This is a genomic window from Gammaproteobacteria bacterium, from assembly GCA_021647245.1.
Classification (GTDB): domain Bacteria; phylum Pseudomonadota; class Gammaproteobacteria; order RBG-16-57-12; family RBG-16-57-12; genus JAFLJP01.
In genome coordinates this window covers 1-22,010 of the sequence record JAKIVC010000041.1, presented here as the reverse complement: position 1 = coordinate 22,010, position 22,010 = coordinate 1, and the positions used below count along the sequence as shown (strand labels likewise).

Sequence of the window (22,010 nt, the reverse complement as noted above, 5' to 3'; positions counted from 1 at the left end):
GTGTGCGTAAATAGCGCAAGCACGGTTCTGAGAGGGGTGTGGTAACAATGGTAGAAGCAGGAAATCGGCCGTGTGATGGCCATCATGATCCTGATAAAGCTAGAGGAACCCATCTACTCGACCAAATGCAATATTAACTTTTTGGTTGTATAGCCTATCCTTGGCTATATAGACTGATCGCAGTTCACTTGGGATTGAGGCGTACAGGGATGAAAATGAGGAGGTGATTAGAAGAAAACAAGAGCTTAGTTTATCAGTCTGGATAGATAAGCAGTCAATATTGCACTTGACCCCTTATTCTCTTATTCTTTGAGGGTGGTCGCTTGGGGGAGTGTGTTGAGATCCAGCACAGTGCGCAGTGCTTCATCTTCCTGAAGGTGGCGAATATGGTCTAGGTGGAAGCGGCCTTCATGCTGCATTAAAATGAGCGCCTTGATGAATTCAGACGGTTTATATCCGCGATTGCTTTTGGGCAGCGGAAAGTGATGGTCAATACGCTCGGCGAGATTGAGAGAGTCCATTAACTGGGCTGCGGCTAATAGCTTTTTTGGCGGCACTTTTGTTATATAGCCGGGGCATGAGGTTGACTCCTTGTGGTGTATGCGCATATGCAGTGCGCATGTGAAATGTAGCAAAGATGCGGGCGTCTAATAAGGCTCATTTTTTGTTAAGATAAATCCAAATCGTCGGGCTTGGCGGTGGAGTGATATGGGGTACGATGAGTTGCGCTAAGCGGGTAGCTAAGAAGCTCCCACGATACTTCGCATGCGGTTCCGTGCAGGGCGTTTCACTTGGCTATGCTCTGTGCTACCCACTCCTATCAGTTGAGTTTTATCTCTTTTTTCGCCCTCTCTTTCATCGGCTACGCATGGTGCGAGCAGCGCGTTGAGCGGCTTTATCAATGCTATTGATAATTGCGCGGGTCAGTAGTTGGTTGCTTTGCCGGTTGGTCTCCGATTCACTGAGCTGTACATAGCCCGCTAGTTCGGCATCATTCAGTGTGCGAAAGGCGTAGAGGTATGAGTGTTGTACATGTTTTTTGATGTCACCTGCAATGGTTTTTCGTACTTCATCCTGCATTTTTTCAAGCTCTTCATCATCAATTTTCATGTCGGCATCAAGTACCGGATTGATGGCTCTGAAAACCGAACGAAAAAAAGCGAGTTGTAGCTGGGTGCTGAATTCACTGGTGCGGTTGGCGCTGTCGAGGCGTTCGATTAATGCCATGCGTGAGGCGGGTGCGGCTTGCTGGTTGAGTGTTTCGGCATATGCCATCATCTCTTGGGCATTTTTTGGGTCACTGCTGGCGCGTTCCATTTTGGCATGTTTCATCCAGAGTGGTTCAGTCAATAGGTCCAGATAGCGATCCGCGAGCGGTTGATCCATGTTGCGACTTAGTTGGGCGCTGATATCACGTTTGATGCGCTCAGGAGTGAAAGCGTTGCTGAATGCACCACTGAGTTGTGAGTTGACTTTGGGTTCATCGATCGCGAAAGCACTCTGTTTTAAAGCGGCTAGCGCAAGCCGGGGTGAGGCATTTATCAATTTATTGATGCCGGTGTTTTCGAGAATGCTATCGATACTGGCTTGAGTGGTTTGTGCCTGTAGGGGTGATGTGGCAATCAAAAGGGTGCAGAGCGCGATCAATAAGTGGCGCATGTTAATGGCTAAGTGCATGTTTTTTACCTGTGTTGATTAGTCATGATTTATGGTGAGGGAGACGGTGTCCAATTCACCCAGCTTAAATTGAATGTGGTCACCCTGTTTGACGGCGATGGGTGTTGTGGCCGCACCCGTTATAATCCAGTCACCGGCTTGTAACTGTTCTCCGTGCGAGGCCAGGGTGTTGGCGATTTGCTCAAGTAACGGGATAAAAGTAGCGGGCACTCGGCTGGTATCCAGTGTGCGTACCACCTCACCATTGACAGTGAGAGTGGCACTCAGTGAGTTAAGTTCCAGCATTTTGACTGTTTGTTGGCCCACGACCACTGCTTCATGCATCAGGTTGCTGGCCAGTAGTGCTGTTATTCCATTCGCCTGTACTTTGGCGCTATTGACCAGCTCTAGTGCGGTTGCGTAGCCACCAATGGCCGCTTCAATTTCTGCACGGGTACTCTGTGTGGTGATGGTGTTTGTGAGTTGGATGGCGATTTCACCTTCAACCAGCAGTGTACAGTCACCGATGCAGTGATGGTGGCCCTGTTGTGGGTAGCAGCGCTCTTGGAGTAGATAGCCTATTTGTGGGGCGGCCAGTCCCGCCGCTTGTTGGTCGCTTTCACGGTTAAAGCCTACTTTCCAACCGATTCGTTCTGATCCGCTTTTGAGTGCTTCACGCCACTGCTGTAGCTGTTGCTGCATGCCGTGCTGAAGCTGGCTTTCGATTGACTGGTTCATGCGGGTTAATCTCTCGGTATTCATAATTTCGCCCATCATAGAGGGAAAAGTAGAGGGAGGCTATAGCCCGATGATGGCAGGTGAGGGGGTGCGTAACTCAAAATATTTTTGGCTGAAGGCGGGTGCTGTATTTTGAATTTAGTTGTTTAATGTCGGGTTATCGCCATCTATCGCTGGAGAGAGGGTGGGGTTTTGTCGTAGAATGGCCCACCTTTTCGAGTGATATATTAAAGAGACAGATAATGCTGCAATTACGTGGTTGCCCAGCCCTTTCCACTTTTCGCCTAAATAAGCTGCTTATTGCCCTTCAGGCTCAGTTGCCCGAGATAACAGCGGTTGCGGCTGAATTTGTTCACTTTGTTGCGCTTGAACGCACGTTGACGGAGCATGAGCGGCAGACCTTAAGTGAGGTGTTGACTTATGGCCCCGAGGCACATCAGGATGAGCGCGAGGGCCATATGCTGGTGGTGATTCCACGTGTGGGCACCATCTCCCCCTGGGCAACTAAAGCCACCGATATTGCTCATAACTGCGGTTTGGTTGCCATTAAACGTATCGAACGTGGCTGCTGTTTTAGTTTTGTTAAAGCGAACGGCAGCGCCCTTAGCCGCGATGAGGCGGATATGATCAAGCCTCTGATCCATGACCGCATGACTGAGATGGTGATCGAAGAGTTTGCCGATGCCGAGGCACTGTTTTCGGTGGCTGAGCCACAGCCGATGAGTTCGGTTGATATTTTGGGTGGTGGTCGTGATGCGCTGGCTGTGGCTAATCGTGAGCTGGGTTTAGCACTTGCAGAAGATGAGATTGACTATCTGGTTGAGAGCTTCAAGGAGCTGAAACGCAATCCCAACGATATTGAGCTGATGATGTTTGCCCAGGCAAACTCTGAACATTGTCGCCATAAAATATTCAATGCGGATTGGATTATTGATGGTGAAAGAAAAGATAAATCGCTGTTCGGAATGATCCGTAATACCCATGAAAAGTACTCGGAGGGTGTGTTGTCTGCTTATAGCGATAACTCCTCGGTTATTCGGGGTAGCTGGGCGGGGCGTTTCTATCCAGATTCCGATGATAAAACCTATCGCTACCGTGAGCAGGATCTGCACATTCTGATGAAGGTGGAGACCCACAACCATCCGACGGCCATCTCTCCTTTCTCGGGGGCGGCGACTGGCTCGGGGGGGGAGATTCGTGATGAAGGTGCAACCGGTCGAGGCTCCAAGCCAAAGGCGGGTATGACTGGCTTTAGTGTCTCCAATTTGCGTATTCCCGGTGCAGAGCAGCCATGGGAAGAGGATTTTGGCAAGCCTGAGCGTATTGTCAGCGCGCTGGATATTATGATCGATGGCCCACTGGGTGGCGCGGCCTATAACAATGAGTTTGGTCGCCCGAACCTGTGTGGTTATTTCCGTACTTATGAAGAGCGGGTGCCGGGTCCGAAGGGTGATGAAATACGCGGTTATCACAAGCCGATTATGCTGGCGGGTGGTCTGGGTAATATTCGTGATGACCATGTGAAAAAACAGATTATTCCGGCGGGTGCGCAGCTGGTGGTGCTGGGTGGCCCGGCGATGCTTATTGGCTTGGGTGGGAGTGCTGCTTCATCGGTCGCTAGTGGTGAATCGTCTGAGGATTTGGACTTTGCATCGGTGCAACGGGCTAATCCGGAGATTGAGCGCCGCTGTCAGGAGGTGATCGACCGCTGTTGGCAGATGGAGGCGAACAATCCCATTATCTCGATCCACGATGTGGGTGCCGGTGGTATCTCCAATGCGATGCCAGAGCTGGTGAATGACGCGGGCCGAGGTGCAAACTTTGAGCTGCGTGCCGTGCCGAATGATGAGCCGGGTATGCCACCCATGGCGATCTGGTGCAACGAGTCCCAAGAGCGCTATGTATTGGCAATCGATGAGGGTGATCTTGCTCTGTTCAAGGCCATATGCGAGCGTGAGCGCTGCCCATACGCGGTAATCGGCGAGGCCACAGAAGCGCGTCATTTAATGGTGGGTGATGCCCACTTCGATAACACGCCAATCGATATGCCCATGGAAGTGCTGCTGGGTAAGCCACCCAAAATGTTACGGGATGTGAAACACGCCCCTTTCCAGAAGCGTGACTTTGATACCCGTAACATTAATATAAAAGAAGCTGCTTACCGTGTGCTGCGCCTCCCTTCGGTTGCCGACAAAAGTTTTTTGATCACCATTGGCGACCGCTCGATTACCGGCTTGGTTGCCCGTGATCAAATGGTGGGTCCATGGCAAGTGCCGGTTGCCGATGTGGCGGTGACCGCTGCCAGTTATGATGTCTATAGCGGTGAGGCGATGTCGGTGGGCGAGCGAACGCCTGCCGCCATTTTGCACCACGCCGCATCGGCGCGCATGGCAGTCGGCGAGGCGATTACCAATATCGCAGCCGCTAAAATCAATAAATTAAATGACATTAAGCTCTCTGCCAACTGGATGGCTGCAGCGGGTCATCCGGGTGAGGATGCGGGTCTTTATGAGGCCGTAAAAGCGGTGGGTATGGCGCTGTGTGCCGAGCTTGAGCTGACCATCCCTGTGGGTAAAGACTCCATGTCGATGAAGACGGTGTGGGAGCAGGCGGGTGAAACCTGCTCGGTCACCTCACCACTGTCACTGATTATATCCGCTTTTGCCCCGGTAACAGATGTACGCATCACCCTCACTCCTCAACTGCGAACTGATCAGGGTGACAGCGATCTGATTTTGATTGATCTGGGCAAGGGAAAGAACCGCATCGGTGCCACGGCATTGACCCAGGTTTATCGGCAGATAGGGCACCACCCCGCCGATCTGGACGATGGGCTGTCATTGAAACACTTCTTTGAGGCGATTCAGAGGTTGAATGGCGATAACAAACTACTGGCTTATCACGACCGCTCTGATGGGGGGCTGTTCGCCACGGTAACCGAAATGGCCTTTGCCGGTCACACCGGTGTACAGATATTACTGAATGATCTGGGCGATGATGCGGTAGCCGCGCTGTTTAATGAAGAGCTGGGAGCCGTGATTCAGGTTCGCCACACCGATACCGATGAGGTTTTGAAGGTGTTGCATGATGCAGGTCTTGGTCGCTATAGCACGGTTATTGGCAGTGTGGCTGATCATGACAACATCGAATTTTTCCACAATGGCAAAGCGGTACTCAGTGAAAGCCGTACCGCACTGTACCGTGCCTGGTCTGAGACCAGCTACAATATGCAGCGACTGCGTGATAACCCAGCCTGTGCAGAGCAAGCGTATGACCGCCTGCTGGATGCCAATGACCCCGGATTGCAGGTTAAGCTAAGTTTTGATATTGATGACAATGTCGCCGCGCCCTATATTGCCACGGGTGTTAAACCTCGCGTAGCGGTGCTGCGAGAGCAAGGTGTTAATGGGCAAATTGAGATGGCGGCCGCATTTGACCGTGCCGGTTTCTCAGCGGTAGATCTCCACATGAGTGACATCATTGCAGGCCGGGTTTCACTGACTGAGTTTAAAGGTCTGGTGGCCTGCGGCGGCTTCTCATATGGCGATGTGCTGGGTGCGGGTGGTGGCTGGGCTAAATCAATACTGCATAATAACCGGGCACGTGATGAATTTGCCGCCTTCTTTATGCGCGAAGATAGCTTTGGACTCGGTGTCTGCAACGGCTGTCAGATGTTCTCTAATCTGCACTCCCTGATTCATGGCGCTGAGCTGTGGCCTCATTTGGTACGCAACCAATCGGAGCAGTTCGAAGCTCGCTTCACCATGGTAGAAGTCGTGAAAAGTAACTCACTCTTTCTGCAAGGTATGGCGGGTTCTCGCATGCCCATTGCCGTTGCTCATGGCGAGGGGCGAGCGCAGTTCCGGGCAGGCACCACCGCTGAACAGGCGATGGCAGCGGGCATTGTCGGATTACGTTATGTTGATAATTACGGACAGGCGACCGAAAGCTACCCCATGAATCCTAACGGATCACCGTTGGGTATCGCCGGTGTCAGCTCTACAGATGGTCGTTTTACCATCATGATGCCGCACCCGGAGCGGGTGTTCCGTGCCGCACAGCACTCATGGCATCCTGACGAGTGGGGCGAAGATGGGCCGTGGATACGGATGTTTCGTAACGCCCGAAAATGGGTCAGTTAAACGTGTGACTAATCACACTTTTAGTAAAGATATAAATAAATAAAAGAAGTAGTAAATATAATTTTAAGAATGACGATGTATACTCCATAGTTTAGTGGGCTGTTTCAGCGCACTTCGTTAATCGCACAGGCGGGTAAAAAGAACAAAATGATCGATCAGGAAAAGAAGATTGTAATAAAGGGTGTTACCAAAGAGGGCGGAAAATTCCGCCCCAGTGACTGGGCGACCCGACTGACCAACGCCGTATCCAAACCAGGTCGTGGCGGTCGTCTTATTTATAACCCCAAGGTTAAAATGGCGCTGATCGATGGTATCAACTGCGTGGTGATTGATCCCTCACTGGAGAGTGAAGAGCCGATGCTCTACGCTTTTCTAATCAACTTTGCTACTACTAACAATCTGCAAGTAGAAAGTCCGAAATAGAAATAGCACCAGCTCTTAGCCAGTCAGCCAGCTTGGCTTGGCACCGGATAAAGCGATTATTTTCACTCCAAGGCCGTGATAGTTGCATGATTTTTGACATCCCTGTCGAAACGATTTCGCTTAATAAACCCTCCTGCCCCTTTATTTACGGCCTCTAGCAGGCTGGCTTTTCTCTTCTCCTCCCGATCAAAAATTACACGTTATTTAAGGGTTATCATGCTGGAAACATTACCGTTATTGGCTCAACGCGCTTTTCCTACGATTCAGCGCAGCCAGTTGCAAACACTACAGGTTAATCTCGGTTATCGCTGTAACCTGCAATGTTTACACTGCCATGTTAATGCGGGGCCAAAGCGCACCGAAGCGATGAGTCGTGAGACCATTGATCAACTCTTAAAGCTGATCGACAGCGGTAACCTTAAAACGCTCGATCTAACGGGGGGCGCGCCGGAGTTGAATGACCACTTCAGATACCTGGTGAGCGAAGCGCGAAAGCGGGGATTAACAGTGATCGACCGCTGTAATTTGACGATACTGCAAGCGCCAGGTGAGGAGTCATTGGCCGCGTTTCTAGCACAACAGCAAGTGGAAGTGGTCGCATCCTTGCCCTGTTATCTGGAGGAGAATGTGGATGCCCAGCGAGGCAAAGGCACCTTCGCCGATAGTATTCAGGGGTTGCAGAAATTAAATGCGCTGGGTTATGGGGTCGATGGCTCGTCGCTGCGGCTTAATCTGGTATACAACCCCCAGACGGCTGTATTACCACCACCGCAAGCACCGCTGGAGCAAGCATACAAAGAGGCGTTGTGGCAGCGCTATGGTATCCGTTTCAACCAGCTGTTCACCATCACCAATGTACCGGTCAAACGTTTTGGCAGCCTGCTGCTCTCAACAGGGCAATTTGAACTCTATATGGATCTACTACAAAAATCATTCAGTGAAGATAACCTAGAATCGGTGATGTGCCGCACTCTGTTGAGTATTGACTGGCAGGGGTACCTCTATGATTGTGATTTTAATCAGATGCTTGGCCTGCCGGTGGGTTGTGGCGCTGGGAAGCCCCTGCACCTCACAGCGCTCACCAAAGCCAACCTGGAAGGTGAACCCATCACCGTGCGTGACCACTGTTACGCTTGTACCGCAGGGCAGGGCAGTAGCTGTGGTGGTGCGCTCGCTGAAGAGTGACGTTTTGGTTTTAACCCCTCTATTTTAGAGGGGTTAAAAAGGTTACACCAAACTCTTTTTCTTATCGTGAATGGCGCTGAGTAGTTGCTCAAAGGCATCTGCAAACAGTTTGACACCTTGCGCTTCCAGCTCATCAGTGATGGCTGTGAGGTCGATTTTTAGCGCGGCCAGTTGTGATAACACAGCCTCTGCCTGGTCCAGCTCTTTCTCCAGTGTTTCAGCGGCAATACCTTCAGAGCGGAAAGCATCGAAGGTGGCTGGCGGAATGGTGGTAACCGTCTGCTTACCAATTAACTCATCAACATAGAAGGTCTCTTTTAGTGCTGGGTTCTTAATGCCGGTTGATGCCCAGAGTAGCCGTTGTGGTTGTGCGCCTGCCGCTTTCAGCGGTGCAAAACGCGCTGAAGAGTAAAACGATTTAAAGCCTTGATAGGCCACTTTGGCGTTGGCAACCGCCGCTTTGCTTATGAGTTGGCTGGTCTCTGCGGCTATTTTTTCCAGCGCAGCATCAACAGCGCTATCTACCCGGCTAACAAAAAAGCTGGCGACTGATGCGATGTTATTAACGGGCTTTCCTTCGGCAAGGCGCTTCTCTAAGCCCTTTATATAGGCATCGTTGACGGCAAGGTAACGGGCCACAGAAAAGAGCAGTGTGGCATTGACATTAACCCCTTCAGCGGTAAGCGCTTCGATGACCGGTAGCCCCTCAAGCGTGGCAGGCACTTTAATCATCAGGTTTTTACGGTCGATCCGCTTTACTAGCTCCAGCGCTTCGGCGATGGATGCTTGAGTGTCTGCTGCCAGATCAGGAGAGACTTCAATACTGACATAACCATCTTTCCCTTTTGTCTCCTCATATACCCCTTTGAAAGCATCTGCGGCCATCTGAATATCTTCGATTGCCAGGTGGTAAAAGAGTGCTTTTGCATCTTGATCAGGGTTTTTAGCCAACAGCGCTTTCAGCGTTTCATCATAGTCACGACTCCTCATCATCGCTTTTTGAAAAATAGCCGGGTTGGAGGTCATCCCTTTCAGACCATCCTCATCGATCAAACGAGCGAGCTCACCATTTTTAATCATCGAGCGCTGGATATTGTCATACCATGGGCTTTGATCAAAATCGGCCAGCTGCACTAAAGGGTTGTTGCTCATTTTCAGGGTGCTCCTTGGAGGGTGATTTTCATGTTCAGCATTAGGCTGAATACTTGGGCTGTTGATCGGCTCAGGCTATTAATACTTTAGTTGCAGGAGAGGGGATCTATCTGTTTTCACCTTTTGAGGCCGCGAGTAAAATGCGATCCAAAATGCGAGTGGAGAGCAAGCGCTTGAGGTAGCCAAACAGGTAGGTAGGAAAGGTGACGTAGTAGCGCGGCTTTGCCCGTTTGCTCTCCAGCGCGTGCAGCAGTTTTTTAACCACCGCCTCTTCACTGAGCGTAAACATGCCTTTATCGTCATGTTGGGCCAAACGGCGCTCCACCGAGCGGTAGTAGGATTTGAAATAACTCTGCTCAACAACAATATTATCTCTGAAGGCGGCGTGGGCATTTTTTCTAAACTGGCTTTTAATCGGCCCAGGCTCAATGAGTGAGACCTGTATCCCGCTCCCGTTTAACTCCATACGCAGCGTATCGGTTAACCCTTCCAAAGCATGTTTACTGGCGTTGTAGGCTCCTCTGAAGGGGAATGACGCAAAGCCGAGCACCGAACTGTTTTGAATAATGCGACCATACCCCTGACGACGCATGACTTTAACCACGCGGCAAGTGAGCTCATGGGTGCCAAACAGATTGGTTTCAAATTGTTGTCGCAAGGTGTTGCGGCTGAGGTCTTCAACGGCCCCGGGTTGACCGTAGGCACCATTGCTAAAAAGCGCATACAGCGTGCCACCGCTCTCTTGTAGCAGTTGTTTTAACGCCTGTTTGATCGACTCAGAGTCATCAAGGTCAAGGTGCAAGCAGCGTATTCCACTGTTTTCGAGTAGCGGAATATCTTTTTTTTGGCGGACACTGGCGAAGACTTTGTAACCTCTTTGGTGCAGTGTTTGGGCGGCAACAAGGCCGATCCCGCTGGAGCAGCCGGTGATTAATATACTTTTATCATGATTTTTTTGCACAGCACTGTTCTTTGTTTTTGATTTTTTGACGGGTGTTAGTCACCCACAATACCACACCCCAGGATAGGCTGGTGCAGATACTATAGTGCTCATACCACGCTTGTGAAATATCGCAGAAGGGGTTAAATCAAGACTGACAACAGCCTCAACCTCCTAACTCAGTAGGCCCGCCACCACATTTTTCAGCTGGCTGGGTTTAATCGGCTTGCTTAGCACGTAGTAGCCCGCACTCACCAGTTGCTCACGCAGTGCCGGGTCGGTGTCACCGGTAATCAGCAGAGCGGGCAGTTCGGGATCGATTGCTTCACGGATGGTAGCAATCGCTTCAAGGCCGGTTACACCGTGTTGCAGGCGGTAGTCACTGATTATCAAGTCAGGGGGGCGCTGCCGCTTTTTTAGCTCTAACAAGGCTTGTTGAGCAGATTCAGCGCACGTGACGACGCAGCCCCACTGATTCAACACCCCCTTGGTTCCTTTGCGAATGTTGGCATCATCGTCGATCAGTAGTAGGTGCTGACCTTTCAGGTTATGTTCTTGAAAATTATTTGTTACGGCGGGGATTCGCGTGCGCTCACCCAGTGGTATTTTCAGACTGAACTCTGATCCCACACCGAGGGTAGAGTCCAGATCCATCGGTAATTTAAGCAGTGCTGCGGTTCGTTTAACCACTGCCAGCCCTAACCCAAGCCCCTTCTCACGGTCACGCTCTGGGTTAGCCAGCTGATGGTATTCGGAGAATATCAACTGGTGTTTATCGGCAGGAATGCCAAGGCCGGAATCTTTTACCGCCAGCCGGATACAGCCCGCCTCTATCTGGCCAGAGATTTCGATACTGCCCTGTTCAGTGTATTTAACCGCATTGGTCAGCAGGTTGCGCAGAATGGTGCCGAGCAGCACAGAGTCGGTGTAAACCACCGCATCACAATGATGTACTTTGATACTGACCCCTTTTTGGTGGGCCTGCTCTGAGACGCTGGTTACCAGGTCGTCGATAATTGGGCGCAACTGGAAGTGTGTGAGTACCGGTTTTATACCCCCGGTCTCAAGGCGTGAGATCTCTAGCAGTGCCTCAAACATCTGCTCCATGGCGCTGTGGGCGGTACGGATATGCTTAAAAAGTTGATGCTGACTGCTCTTTGTTAACTGATTACTGAGTGACTCCATAAACAGCCCCATGGCGTGCAGTGGCTGGCGCAGGTCATGGCTGGCTGCGGCCAAAAAGGTCGACTTGGAGCGATTGGCCTGTTCGGCGACATCTCGGGCACGCCCAACTTCATTAAGTAACTTCTGGTTGGCCAGGTCTGCGGTGATCGAGCTACTGATGGTGCGATCCAGGTTGCGGCTGTAGAAAATGTTAACGGCAAAAAAGATCAACGTCAGTACGGAGAGTGAGTGGGAATATGCCCAATCCAGCGACCATAATTTAATCGCAAGCGGGATCAAAACACCGCTGGTAAAGGTGATATAGGCAGGACTATAACAGGAGAGTGCCGGCAGACTGCCCGCGCAGATACCGATCATGACCACCAGCAAAAATATCGTTAGTTCAGTATGTTGAGGGTCAAAAAACAGCCAGGCACCCGCGCCCCAAACCAGCCCGCAAATTAAGCCGGAGAAAGCGTACTGGTGTGCCCAACGGGTTATTGCGTGATGCCCCGCCTTAATGGCTGCCGGAAACTGTTGGCGCATGAGCAAGCGCCAGCCAAATAGCAAAACATTGACCCCACACCACAGCAGAATGGTCAGATGCGATTGGCTCTCCCACAAAACGATTGCGCAGATGGCCTGTACCAGCAGATTACCTACCCAGATGATCGGCCATTGCCGCAGCAATAGCTTAATGCGCGCCTCAAAAATTTTTTCTTCCATACGACCAGCATAACGAAAAAAGATGAGTGTGAAATTTTTTTAGCCGCGATAGCGCTAACTATATTTACCCCGCAGACACAAAGAAAGAGAAGTGCTCAACCCCACTGGGGTCGATATCTTTTATGATGACGGTGCCCGCGTCACTTCCGTCACTTCGCCACAACTTGGCGCGGCCACTCTCATCCACTGCAATGAAAAGCAGATACCCTTCGCCGGATTGAAACATCGCCGGTTTGCTGGGGAGTGCGCCAGGGTAAATATCTTTTACCAGACGAGTGCCTGCGGCCGTGCCATCACTCACCCAGAGCTCGTTACCGTTAACGCCATCATCGGCACTGAAAAAGAGCAACCCCAGTGAGGCGACAAAATGTGCGATACCGGTTTCAGATCCCGCGTAGTAGTCCAGATCGCTGCTCACTTGCAGGTTAGCAATCTGTTGGGTGCCCGCTGTTGTTCCATCACTTACCCACAAACCGTCTAAGGCCGCATCAGGCCCAGCGCTCAGAAATAGCAGTTGGTTATTCACCACATGCAAGGAGGGGGTTGTAAAACCGGTGGCCGGTGCATCCAGCTCTTTTAGCAGAGTGGTGCCCGTCGTGGTGCCATCACTTACCCACAGCTCTTTGTTTATGCCGTCGTTGTGAGCCAGAAAATAGAGCCTGTTATTGAAAGTGATCATATTTTTCTGTCCGCTTGAAACATTGGGGGTGAGTGAGCCAACGCCTCCAGAGAAGTCATGCAACTTTACGGTGTTGGCGCTACTGCCATCGGTTTTCCACAGGTTATAAAGGCCATTCTCAGAAGAGGAGAAGTAGAGCTCACCGTTAAGCTCAACAAAGTCTTTTATGTCGGTGTACCCTTGCACTGTTTTCAGTGCAAGGGCGGGGTTAATACCATCGGTTTTATAGAGTGTGGTGGTGCTGGTTGGGGTGAATGTTCGGCTGAAAAAGTAGCTATGGCCACTCAGGGTACCCACATCGTTTAGATAGTAGCTGCCGGGTGACTCATTAAAGACCGTAATCAGGCTGTTATCACCGGTATCTAGCGAGAGCATTTGCCGGTAGTTAAAGGTGCCATCAAAAGAGGTGCTGGCGGCATATATTAGCCGATCACCCAGTGCGTTGAATGCGCTTGGGTTAGCCGAGGCTAAAGCCCCTTGCCCAACATAATTGGCATCGGCCGCAGAAGGGAGCATCACCGTACCGCCAGGGGTGCCATCCGAGCGCCACAGTTCACGACCATTGATCATGTCACGGCTTTGAAAAAAGAGTGAACCGGCGATGGTTTTGTATTGATAAAAATCCCTATTAAAAACGCTCACAGCTGCCGCCTGTTGTGTTCCGTCAGGGGTGCCATCGGTAACCCACAGGTAGTAGTCAGAGTTGTTTGTGGATGCGGCAAAAAAGAGTTTGCCGGGTGGCTGGCTGTTATTGACAGTGATGGTGACGCTATCCTGTGCCTGATCTCCCCGGTCATTGGTGACCGTTAGGCGAAATTGATACTCACTACTGCTTACGGCACTGGGTGCGGTGAAGGTTGGGCGTTGCGCGCTACTATCAGAAAGCAACAGGCCACCGTTGCTGAGCTCCTCCCATAAATAGTGGCTGATGATATTGTCGGGGTCATGGCTACCGGAGCCGTCTAGCGTGACCTGGGTATTTTCAATAACCACCTGATCTGCACCGGCATCGGCCTGTAGCGGTTGGTCAAAACCATTAATGGTAATGGTCACCGTATCACGGCCTGTTGCCCCTTGATTATCGGTGACGGTTAGCTGGTAGATGGCAACACCGCCATATTGAGTGGGCGGTGCGGTTACTAAGGCACGCTCACTATTGGCGTTTGCCAACTGAGGGTAGAGATCTTCCGAGGCCAGCTCCCAGAGGTAGCTGATAATCGTACCATCTGGATCAAGGCTATCGGCTGCGCTCAAGGTGAGCGTATTGCCACTGCTGATGGCCCGATCTCCCCCCGCATTGGCAATGGGTGGAATATTGGCCGCTGGCAGCAGATTAAAGGTGAATGTCTGTGCAAAAGAGGGGGATACCTGTGGCTCGACCCGGACGGTTATCAAGGGGTTGGCCGGTCGTGTGGCCGGGGGAGTGTAGCGGCCCATTGCGGTGATAGAACCCACCGTTGCTGAGCCGCCGAGCGCACCATTGATATACCAGTTGAGGGTGGTGTTGGCTAAGCCAGCCAGGTTAAAACTGAAATCAACTGCCGCAGCTGCAACAGGGATATCTTGAGGAGGGGTGACCGATAGTGTGACTTGATCGTTGAGTGTCAAGCTCACCGCTGTTCGGCTACCAACGGCAATGGTTGCCACGGTTGTCTCGCCACGAAACAACAGCTCACTTCCTGCCCTTGCGCTACCACGAATGGTGTAGTTATTACCTGCTGCAATGGTCAGTGTGGCACGACCACTGGTGCTGATAACATCGGCTGATGCCAGCAGATGCTGCTGCGAGTTGAACACCTCAATCAGCAGCGAGGTAACCTCTTCCGGAACCGCAGAGAATGAAGCTGCTTTGAATGAACCTTGAGTGCTCGACACTAGACCGGGGATGGTGACCTGCACAGTGGCCATGCCATCATCGGCATGGCTCTCATCCTCGCCATTATCGGGAAAAGAGCAGGCTGATAGCGTAATGAAAAAGGCGGTCATAACCAGTCGTTTAAGCTGCCATAAAAATTGTTTCATAGTTAAAACTTCCAACGCTGTTCAAAGTTAACGGGCGCGCCCATGCTGAATTCCAGCAAGAGGCGCTGATCGGTGAGGTCACTTGCCGGGTCAAGGCGGTCGCTGCGGCGGTTATAACGCCAACTCAATGCAAACTGTGCATCTGCCCAAGAGGCGGTGACTGCGCTGAACATATCCTGAATTGACCAAGCGATACGGGCACTGCCGCCAAAGGTTTTATTATTTTGTGAGCCATCGCTGGCGCTATTGCGCTGAAAAGAGAACTGACTGTTCAGCATGATTTTTTCAGCAAAGAGTGGGAAATCAGCCGAGAGATTAAATAGGTCTGATAACTGGGTAACCTGAGTCTGGCTGCTGTTTTGAGCAATATTCAGGCTCAACTGCACCACCTCGGCACTGTAGCCCAGGTTTAATGCGTGATTGCGGGTGTTGCTATCTTTACGGGCATCCAACCGACTCTTGAGTCGTCCTATTGAACTGTTCCAGGAGAGGTTGAGTGAGCCGATAGTGTCTGATAGCCCCACAGTTAAATTTTCTCCCCGGTTGTTAATTCGTTGATCAATGGCCGGTTCATTATGGGAGCGCTGCTCACTCACGCTCAAACCGGTATTAAGTGCGGGCCAATCTTCAACAATGAAATCCAGATTCAAACCCGCATTTCTGGATGTGACAATGGGACGACTCAGATCCTTTTCGATATTATCCTGAGTGGTGGCGAGTGAGCTGGACCAACCGATCATCTGATATTGGCCGTCCAAAGAGAGGTCTAGCCCCTGCCGGTCATTGGAGAAATTTGGCTGAGCAATCGTAGCGTAATCAGCACCGTAACGGTGCAGGCCCAGTGACGATGCCAGCCCGTAAATGTCTCGGCTCATCGTCAACTGGTAGGCATTATCTTTTTGTGCCGCAACGGCATCACGGGTATCCGCATCGAAGCGACTTGCTGCAATTTGTGCTGCAATTTTCGTCTCGCCCAGTCGGGTGTTGAGTAGCACACCCACGGTATCTCCCGTATGAGGCTGTTTTTCAGTGGTGGTAACGCCTACTGACTCGGGCTGTTGCAAAGCACCGCTGACCAGCACCCATTGAATCGAAGAGTGCCCCTGTTTGCCCAGTTGTTGCTCTCCCGAGATACCATAGGTTTGGCGATTGTCGAGTGACACCCCCGACTCCCAACCTTCAATAGCCGATGTTCTGACATTAAATATTGAACCCGACCAGCGATCATTTTCACTCTTTAGTAGTAGGCCACGACGTGAGAAACCCGACAAAACCAACGGCGTGCCGCTGATACTGACATCACCAAATTGCAAGGTATGGTTACGGTAGGTATTGGTAAAGAGAAAACCGGAAGAGAGGTTAAACGCAGGATCAGCTCCCCGTTGATAATTGATATTGACACCGGAGAAGTGTGACTTGAAATCTCCTTCCTGATACTCGCTCTCTGCATGCAGATTACCGCTTAATGCCAGAGGACCTTGATCGTTTTGCGATGAATCCCGCTGCCCACCCAAACTAAAGCTCGCGTTACCGCGCAATACCAGCTCGCGTTCAATGACTTGCTGTGGTGATGGTGCATCAACAAAGTGCAGTGGCTGTGTGGCGAGTACGCGGCCTTCAGCAGAGATGACCTGCAAGCGTGACTCACCGGAAAAGAGCTGCGAATCGTTGCTCAATATCCACTGATCACCGTCGCGCTGCACAATATCGGTCACATCAATATCATCAATATAGAAGCGGCTCAGTTCATCAATAGTGCCAGTGATCTGGAATAGAATCTGCGGTTGATCGGGCGTGATTTCACGGTTGTTTAAGTTGATCGCTATTTGGCCTCGGGGTACCACAGGCAGGCGCAGCGGGTTGTAGCGCGGGTATTGCGCGGGCTCTGTTTTACTGGAGCCATCCTTCATCTTAAACTGGATGTAATACTCCACACCCGGCGCTCGCAACTGTTTGCCACGAAAGGTGATCGACCACTGCCCATCCTGGTAGTGCAGTGGCTGACGCATAAATTGCTGACTCCCCTCGGTACGGTAGAACAGCGTGGCCGCCTGAATTTGTGGGTCCTGAACCTGATAAAGTAGAGCACTGCTGCCCGCAACCACTGGAGTTACCTGTTGTGCAGACACCGACCATGTCGCCAACAGGCAAGCGGCCACCACCCATAAACCGGGCCATTTCATCACCGCAGCCCCTTCATGTTAAGTCGAAGACCGGATGTTGAACGGCTGCCTAACCCAACACCTTGCATCCCCCGGATCGTGAGATCTTCTCCAATATCCTGAGGGGTGATCTCTTGAGTAATCTCTTTGATGCCCGCTGAGTTTTGAGCGGGGCGGGTTGTTTGTGATGTACGCCAAGCCACTACCCCGTCGCTTGGTACCGTCATATTACCTTGAAAAATCACCCGATTATTTTCTGTTAGATCCTCCCCTGAACAAAGGCTGGCAGGCAACTGGGCCAATACTCGCTCGCCGATAACAACCCCCTGACTGCTGATGCCTCCCTGCTCGTAATGTACTGATGCGATGTGCTTCATGGCACTGCTGCTTGGGTTTAGCTTAGGCATTAGAAAGCGTAATTCAGTATCACTGCGGTAACTGAAATCACTGACACGGATCACCGCCTGTCCATAGTCAACCGGCTGCGTGTTACCGCAATGGTCTACCGCATTGGAGTAGGTAAAGAGTAGCGCACCGTTACAGCCAAAACCGCTGCCGGTCAGGGTCACGGTCTGTTGTGGGTAGCGCTCAAAAAGGTCCTGTTGCAGTGAATTTAATTGGATCGACTTATGGGTGATCGCCTGCATGGAGACCAGCTTTTCATCCACAATAGAGAGTTGCCACGCCGCAGGATAGAAACCGATACCCGATCCGCACGCCTCTCCCAGCCACGCCCCCTCACCTAAACCGATAAGGTAGTTACCCTGCGCATCTGTCTCGGCGATGTAATATATGCCGGGGCTGTCGGGTTGCCAAAAGCGCACCTTTACCCCCGCCGCAGGCTGTAATCCGGAAGGGGTGTATTGGGCATCGGAGCCGATGACCCTTAAATCACTCGGCATGAGCGAGGGTTGAAAACCACTATCACCCGTTACAGGCTCGGGAAGCTTGCTGACCTGACCACTGACCTTTACCAGGCTCTGCTCCGGGTTGGTGGTGTAGTTTTGCTCTACGGTGAGGGTGATGGGGGGTGCAAGCAACTCGGCCTGCGCCAGCGAGCAGAGCAGCAAGCTTGTCGCCAACCAGTAGCCGCGCATCATTGTTTTCCTCCATGCCACATCACCGCTTCTGACTCGGGTGAGCGCTGGCCGCTGGCGCTAATCGCTTGCACTTTGTAGCGGTAAGCTACCCCGAGTTGTATTGTGTGGTCGATATAATGGTTAGAACTCAACAGGCCGGAGAGCACCTGGTCGTCACTCCCGTGGCTGCGCAATACGAGGTAACTGACCGCCTCCATCGTGTGTGGAACCGCCTGCCAACTCAACCGCACCACGCCTTGCTCATCACTTTGCAGGCGCAACGCCTGTGGGGCGGGAAGCGCTTTTAAGGGTGCCGTTGTTCTAAACAGAATGCCTCGGGTGGCCTTGCTCTCATTGCCATAACGATCTACTGCGGCGACTCGGTAGCTGTAGGCGCTCAAGGGTTGTGCGGTGCCATCGGTATAGGTTGCCTGCTTCAACAGCCCTTTATGCAGCGGCTTAAACGGTGAGCCAGCTGAGTTATCACGCCGATAGAGGCGATAACCACCCATGTCGTTCTCACGCCCCGGCAACCAACTCAGTAGTACTTGATGCTTCACCTGCTCTGCATTAAGCAGGGCGGGTGGTTGTGGCGCAATCATATCCGGCATACGCAAAACCTGTGGTGCAGAAGCGGCGGAGCGATTTCCAGCACTGTCAACGGCCACAACAGAGTAACGGTACTCAAACTGGGGATTACCACTGTTTTTTAGTGTTAATCCGAACGCCTTATCCCCAGCCTGTTGCAGGTTCATGATGTGGATAACCTGTGGTGTGCCCTTTAGGGTGGCACGGTAGATTCGGTAAGCGACCACATCCGCTGAGGTGCTCGCTTGCCAGCGGATCTCAAATTGCTGGGTGTCGAGCGCAGTCAGGGCTTGCAACTGTGGCGGCTGTGGCGGTGTGATATCTTTCAACACCGCGAGGGCAGGTCGGGATAGCTTACTCTTGTGCCCATTATGCTCCTCTAATACCAGCCGGTAGTAATAGTAGTCACCGGCTTGCACTTTTTCGTCACGGTACTGTTTTTGCGCGGCATCCAGCTGTGCGATCACTACCCCTGGATCAATTTTTTCGCTCTTGTCAGTTAGCCCTTTTGCCACCTGTAGCGGCAACGGATAGGCTTTGCGATACAGCAGGATCTGGCGTAGGTTTTTGTGGTTGGCTAACTGCCACCGCACGGCGATGCTGTCAAAGCTTGACTCGGCTGTCAGCTGTGTCACCGCCACGGGCATCGGGGGCGTTGTTTCGGTAGCCGGTTGTGCCACAGCGACTGAAGAGAGCAGCCATAGCAGAGAGGCGTTGAGTGTGCTCAACAATATTTTATTCATGATGATGGCTCTTGTATTCATTGTGGAGAACTCGGCTGTGACCGGAATCGATTGAGCTCACAGAGATTTTCACTGCACAGATCGGTGAAATTACTCTGACTGTTATCCCACCCCCCCCAATCTCCAACAGTGATACCGGGGAGGAAAAAAGTTAAGTCGCCCGATGTGGTATCGATGTTGGCTTTAATGTAAGGGAGGTTATCCCCAATTTCGGGAAATGCACCGATGCCAAAAAAGAGTGATGCAGTCGCTTCTAGCTCTAGGCTTGCAGTGCCACGGATCGCCAGCCATAGGCTTGCGTTCCCCCCAGATAGGACTCTCAAGGGGGTGCAAATCGTCTGAGCAAGTAGGTCGAGAAGGTTGTCACAGGCTCCACTCTCCATGATCTCTGAAACCACTTCACTGTTCAGCGAGATATTGAATTTCAGATCGGTTGTGGTGACGGCAGCGGCGAGTGCGATGGCGGTCTGGCTTTGGATGTCCGAGCCAATCAATTCGATCTCCTGTCCCAACAGGGTCAAGGTCATATCAGGGGCAATGCAACTTTCCGGGCTGAAGCTGACACCGCCATCAACCAACTCTCCGCTGTAGCGGGTGGTGATATTTCCGCCGAGTGTTATGCCGAGTAGGGAATTGATCACGGGGCTCTTCAAGCTGGCGGATAGCCCGAGGCGCATGGTGCTGGCCAGGTTTGCCCCGGGGGTTTTCTCTACCGCCCCACCCAGTGTAGCGGTGCCGCTGAGGGCGAGCATTGACAGTGGAAAAGGCAAAACTTGTGTGGTGAGTGACGCACACTGTGCAATGTTCAACTTATCGAATAGCTGCTGAGCATACTGCTGTGCAGTGGTGGCGGTTGAGGGGTCGGGGAAGCCCTCAAGCACGCCCGCCGCTTCAGCACCGGCAATAGTATTGGAGAGAATTTGCAGCTCACTTTTTCCCCAATATGCCAAGCTCAGTGGTTGATCTTCTGCGGCGCGTAATTCAGCTTTTAACTCCCCGGAGAGTCCCCCCGCCATGTCGGCAATAAAACTATCTTCCGAAACGGCTTCAAAAAAGAGGTATGAGCCGGTTTCGTTGCTGATCCACTGCATCAGCCCGACGTTTTTGCCGATAAACGGCTCAAACATCAGCTGGCCGTACATCTCCAGCGTCACTTCGCTATCAGTACGAGCCGTGGTGCTATTGGGGTCCCATTCGGTTTGCAAGCCACCACTCACCCCCGAGAAACCATCACCACCCACCAGACCATCAAAGATCGCCCGCTGCTGGATTTCGGCTGCCTCTGAGCGGCGGCTATTATCGAGTAACGGGGCTAGAGAGTTGATGCCAAGACGGGCGATGTCGACACCGCCCAGGGTTACTTTTTGCGCGGCCTCGGCAGTCGCTTGCAGGTTATAACTGAGAGCCAAATCGACCATCTCCTGCATATCGGCTGCGAAATCAACATCGCTGGAGAGCACTGGTTGGCCCCCTTGCATATTGATAAAGGGTACTGTTTTAAGATAACCAAGCGCATCATCACTATTGTGCTGTGCGCTACTCAGTTGCGGTGCCAGCACTTTGCGCACCTCGCCCAGTGAGACCAGAATAGAGTTGAATAGCGCGATGTCTAGCGGCTGGTCTGGAGCGAGTAAATCCGTGTCTTTTGTGGTGGCCGAGACAATACGCAACAACTTGGCGGTTGCATCAGCTTCGTTGGCCTCGGAGATGGCGGTCAGCATATCCCCCGCAGTGGCGGGTAATGTGATGATAAGCGTAAGCAGCTGGTCGAAATCAGCCGCATCATCCGACAGCCCCAATGCCAACGCATCGGCAATACCTCCGGCATCTCCCTCATTGCCACCACGCCAGGCGATGGTCATAACTTTGCTCAGTGCAGTATCGGGTAAGATAATTTCTAATCCGCCGATGCCCAGATCGCCCACCAGTTTCAATGCGTTTAAGTTTGCTGAATCGCTGGGGTCAATGGTTTTAATCTTGCGTAAAAGAACGGCCAGCGGCTGGTCTTTATTCGGTGAAAAGGCTCCCTGGTGATCTGGCGCCAAAAACCAGCTATTGGAGAGGTCGGCACTCAAATCGGCCAGTACCTTGTGCGCTTGATCAGTGCGACCCAGGATAGCCTGGTTGTTCAGTAGCGATTTGCTCACGATAAAGGGGGTTAATGCCAGCGCAGGTGGTATTTTTTCGCCTTGCAACAGGCTGGACTGGTTGATTTGGTGGTTAAGCATGGCAATGCCACCCTCTCCCAGAAAAATATCGATCCACGCCGATGGATCGCGCTCTACTGAGGTCATTAAGCCCCAAGTCTTATCTTGGTCTGCTAAATTCAGCTGCCAATTGCTAAGCAGTAAGCCAACCTCCTGTAGCTCTGGATTTAGCCCCATGGTGTCCAATGTTTCAAACAGCTGCTGCTGTGCCATACGCGCAATGGCAACCGGGAGGTGTTTGTCACCATTGTTGCTCAGTTGTCGCAGTAACATTTTGCTGGAGCCGACGACAAAGCCGTAGGCCATCTGTGCCTGTGGCAGGTCTTGAGCAATATTGCCTACTAAGAGAGCCACAGGGGGGCTTTCCAGTAACTTTCTGGATAGCTGTAAACCGCTGATAATCA

14 protein-coding genes are annotated in these 22,010 nt (G+C 51.9%); 3 read left to right on the top strand and 11 right to left on the bottom strand.

Annotation, left to right across the window (positions count from 1 at the left end; all coding sequences use genetic code 11):
* Window positions 1-302: 302 nt before the first annotated feature.
* From L3J94_11010 to L3J94_11000, 3 genes are all read right to left on the bottom strand, one after another.
* On the bottom strand, window positions 303-608 hold the full coding sequence (locus L3J94_11010) for a hypothetical protein (protein ID MCF6219260.1): 306 nt from the start codon (window positions 606-608) through the stop codon (window positions 303-305).
* Window positions 609-855: 247 nt separating this feature from the next.
* A complete protein-coding gene (locus L3J94_11005; protein ID MCF6219259.1) occupies window positions 856-1,677 on the bottom strand; it encodes a hypothetical protein in 822 nt (273 codons plus the stop codon).
* Between the two features lie 18 nt (window positions 1,678-1,695).
* The gene (locus L3J94_11000) at window positions 1,696-2,394 is read right to left on the bottom strand and encodes a fumarylacetoacetate hydrolase family protein (protein ID MCF6219258.1); all 699 of its coding nucleotides are present in this window, start codon (window positions 2,392-2,394) and stop codon (window positions 1,696-1,698) included.
* A gap of 242 nt (window positions 2,395-2,636) precedes the next feature.
* Between L3J94_11000 and purL the strand changes: the two genes are divergently transcribed.
* The 3 genes from purL to arsS all read left to right on the top strand — a co-directional run bounded on the left by purL (window position 2,637) and on the right by arsS (window position 8,144).
* Entirely contained in the window at window positions 2,637-6,536 is a 3,900-nt protein-coding gene (purL, locus tag L3J94_10995) for a phosphoribosylformylglycinamidine synthase (protein MCF6219257.1), read from the top strand.
* A gap of 147 nt (window positions 6,537-6,683) precedes the next feature.
* Complete coding sequence (locus L3J94_10990; GenBank protein MCF6219256.1) at window positions 6,684-6,959, top strand: DUF3579 domain-containing protein; 276 nt, start codon at window positions 6,684-6,686, stop codon at window positions 6,957-6,959.
* Window positions 6,960-7,175: 216 nt separating this feature from the next.
* Window positions 7,176-8,144, top strand: a complete 969-nt coding sequence (arsS, locus tag L3J94_10985) for an arsenosugar biosynthesis radical SAM protein ArsS (protein ID MCF6219255.1) — start codon at window positions 7,176-7,178, stop codon at window positions 8,142-8,144.
* A gap of 42 nt (window positions 8,145-8,186) precedes the next feature.
* On the opposite strand, the gene tal is transcribed toward arsS, so the two are convergent.
* The 8 genes from tal to L3J94_10945 all read right to left on the bottom strand — a co-directional run.
* A complete protein-coding gene (gene tal / locus L3J94_10980) occupies window positions 8,187-9,296 on the bottom strand; it encodes a transaldolase (protein MCF6219254.1) in 1,110 nt (369 codons plus the stop codon).
* Between the two features lie 106 nt (window positions 9,297-9,402).
* On the bottom strand, window positions 9,403-10,257 hold the full coding sequence (locus tag L3J94_10975) for an SDR family NAD(P)-dependent oxidoreductase (protein MCF6219253.1): 855 nt from the start codon (window positions 10,255-10,257) through the stop codon (window positions 9,403-9,405).
* 153 nt (window positions 10,258-10,410) lie between these two features.
* Window positions 10,411-12,126 (bottom strand): hybrid sensor histidine kinase/response regulator, encoded by a 1,716-nt coding sequence (locus L3J94_10970; protein ID MCF6219252.1) that lies wholly within the window; start codon window positions 12,124-12,126, stop codon window positions 10,411-10,413.
* 64 nt (window positions 12,127-12,190) lie between these two features.
* Window positions 12,191-14,827, bottom strand: coding sequence for a PKD domain-containing protein (locus tag L3J94_10965; GenBank protein MCF6219251.1), 2,637 nt, complete (start codon window positions 14,825-14,827; stop codon window positions 12,191-12,193).
* 2 nt (window positions 14,828-14,829) lie between these two features.
* Window positions 14,830-17,010 (bottom strand): hypothetical protein, encoded by a 2,181-nt coding sequence (locus tag L3J94_10960; protein MCF6219250.1) that lies wholly within the window; start codon window positions 17,008-17,010, stop codon window positions 14,830-14,832.
* The gene (locus L3J94_10955) at window positions 17,010-18,089 is read right to left on the bottom strand and encodes a hypothetical protein (GenBank protein ID MCF6219249.1); all 1,080 of its coding nucleotides are present in this window, start codon (window positions 18,087-18,089) and stop codon (window positions 17,010-17,012) included. The genes L3J94_10960 and L3J94_10955 overlap by 1 nt, the downstream gene beginning before the upstream one ends.
* Window positions 18,086-19,399, bottom strand: a complete 1,314-nt coding sequence (locus L3J94_10950) for a hypothetical protein (GenBank protein MCF6219248.1) — start codon at window positions 19,397-19,399, stop codon at window positions 18,086-18,088. The genes L3J94_10955 and L3J94_10950 overlap by 4 nt, the downstream gene beginning before the upstream one ends.
* A 17-nt stretch (window positions 19,400-19,416) precedes the next feature.
* Window positions 19,417-22,010 (bottom strand): hypothetical protein (locus L3J94_10945; protein MCF6219247.1); only part of this gene is annotated, 2,594 nt, incomplete at its 5' end.

Excerpts from the sequence above, each read along its gene's own strand:
- L3J94_11010 (MCF6219260.1), bottom strand. The coding sequence starts at position 608 with ATGCGCATACACCACAAGGAGTCAACCTCATGCCCCGGCTATATAACA.
- L3J94_11005 (MCF6219259.1), bottom strand. The coding sequence starts at position 1,677 with ATGCACTTAGCCATTAACATGCGCCACTTATTGATCGCGCTCTGCACC.
- L3J94_11000 (MCF6219258.1), bottom strand. The coding sequence starts at position 2,394 with ATGAACCAGTCAATCGAAAGCCAGCTTCAGCACGGCATGCAGCAACAG.
- purL (MCF6219257.1), top strand. The coding sequence starts at position 2,637 with ATGCTGCAATTACGTGGTTGCCCAGCCCTTTCCACTTTTCGCCTAAAT.
- L3J94_10990 (MCF6219256.1), top strand. The coding sequence starts at position 6,684 with ATGATCGATCAGGAAAAGAAGATTGTAATAAAGGGTGTTACCAAAGAG.
- arsS (MCF6219255.1), top strand. The coding sequence starts at position 7,176 with ATGCTGGAAACATTACCGTTATTGGCTCAACGCGCTTTTCCTACGATT.
- tal (MCF6219254.1), bottom strand. The coding sequence starts at position 9,296 with ATGAGCAACAACCCTTTAGTGCAGCTGGCCGATTTTGATCAAAGCCCA.
- L3J94_10970 (MCF6219252.1), bottom strand. The coding sequence starts at position 12,126 with ATGGAAGAAAAAATTTTTGAGGCGCGCATTAAGCTATTGCTGCGGCAA.
- L3J94_10965 (MCF6219251.1), bottom strand. The coding sequence starts at position 14,827 with ATGAAACAATTTTTATGGCAGCTTAAACGACTGGTTATGACCGCCTTT.
- L3J94_10960 (MCF6219250.1), bottom strand. The coding sequence starts at position 17,010 with ATGAAATGGCCCGGTTTATGGGTGGTGGCCGCTTGCCTGTTGGCGACA.
- L3J94_10955 (MCF6219249.1), bottom strand. The coding sequence starts at position 18,089 with ATGATGCGCGGCTACTGGTTGGCGACAAGCTTGCTGCTCTGCTCGCTG.
- L3J94_10950 (MCF6219248.1), bottom strand. The coding sequence starts at position 19,399 with ATGAATAAAATATTGTTGAGCACACTCAACGCCTCTCTGCTATGGCTG.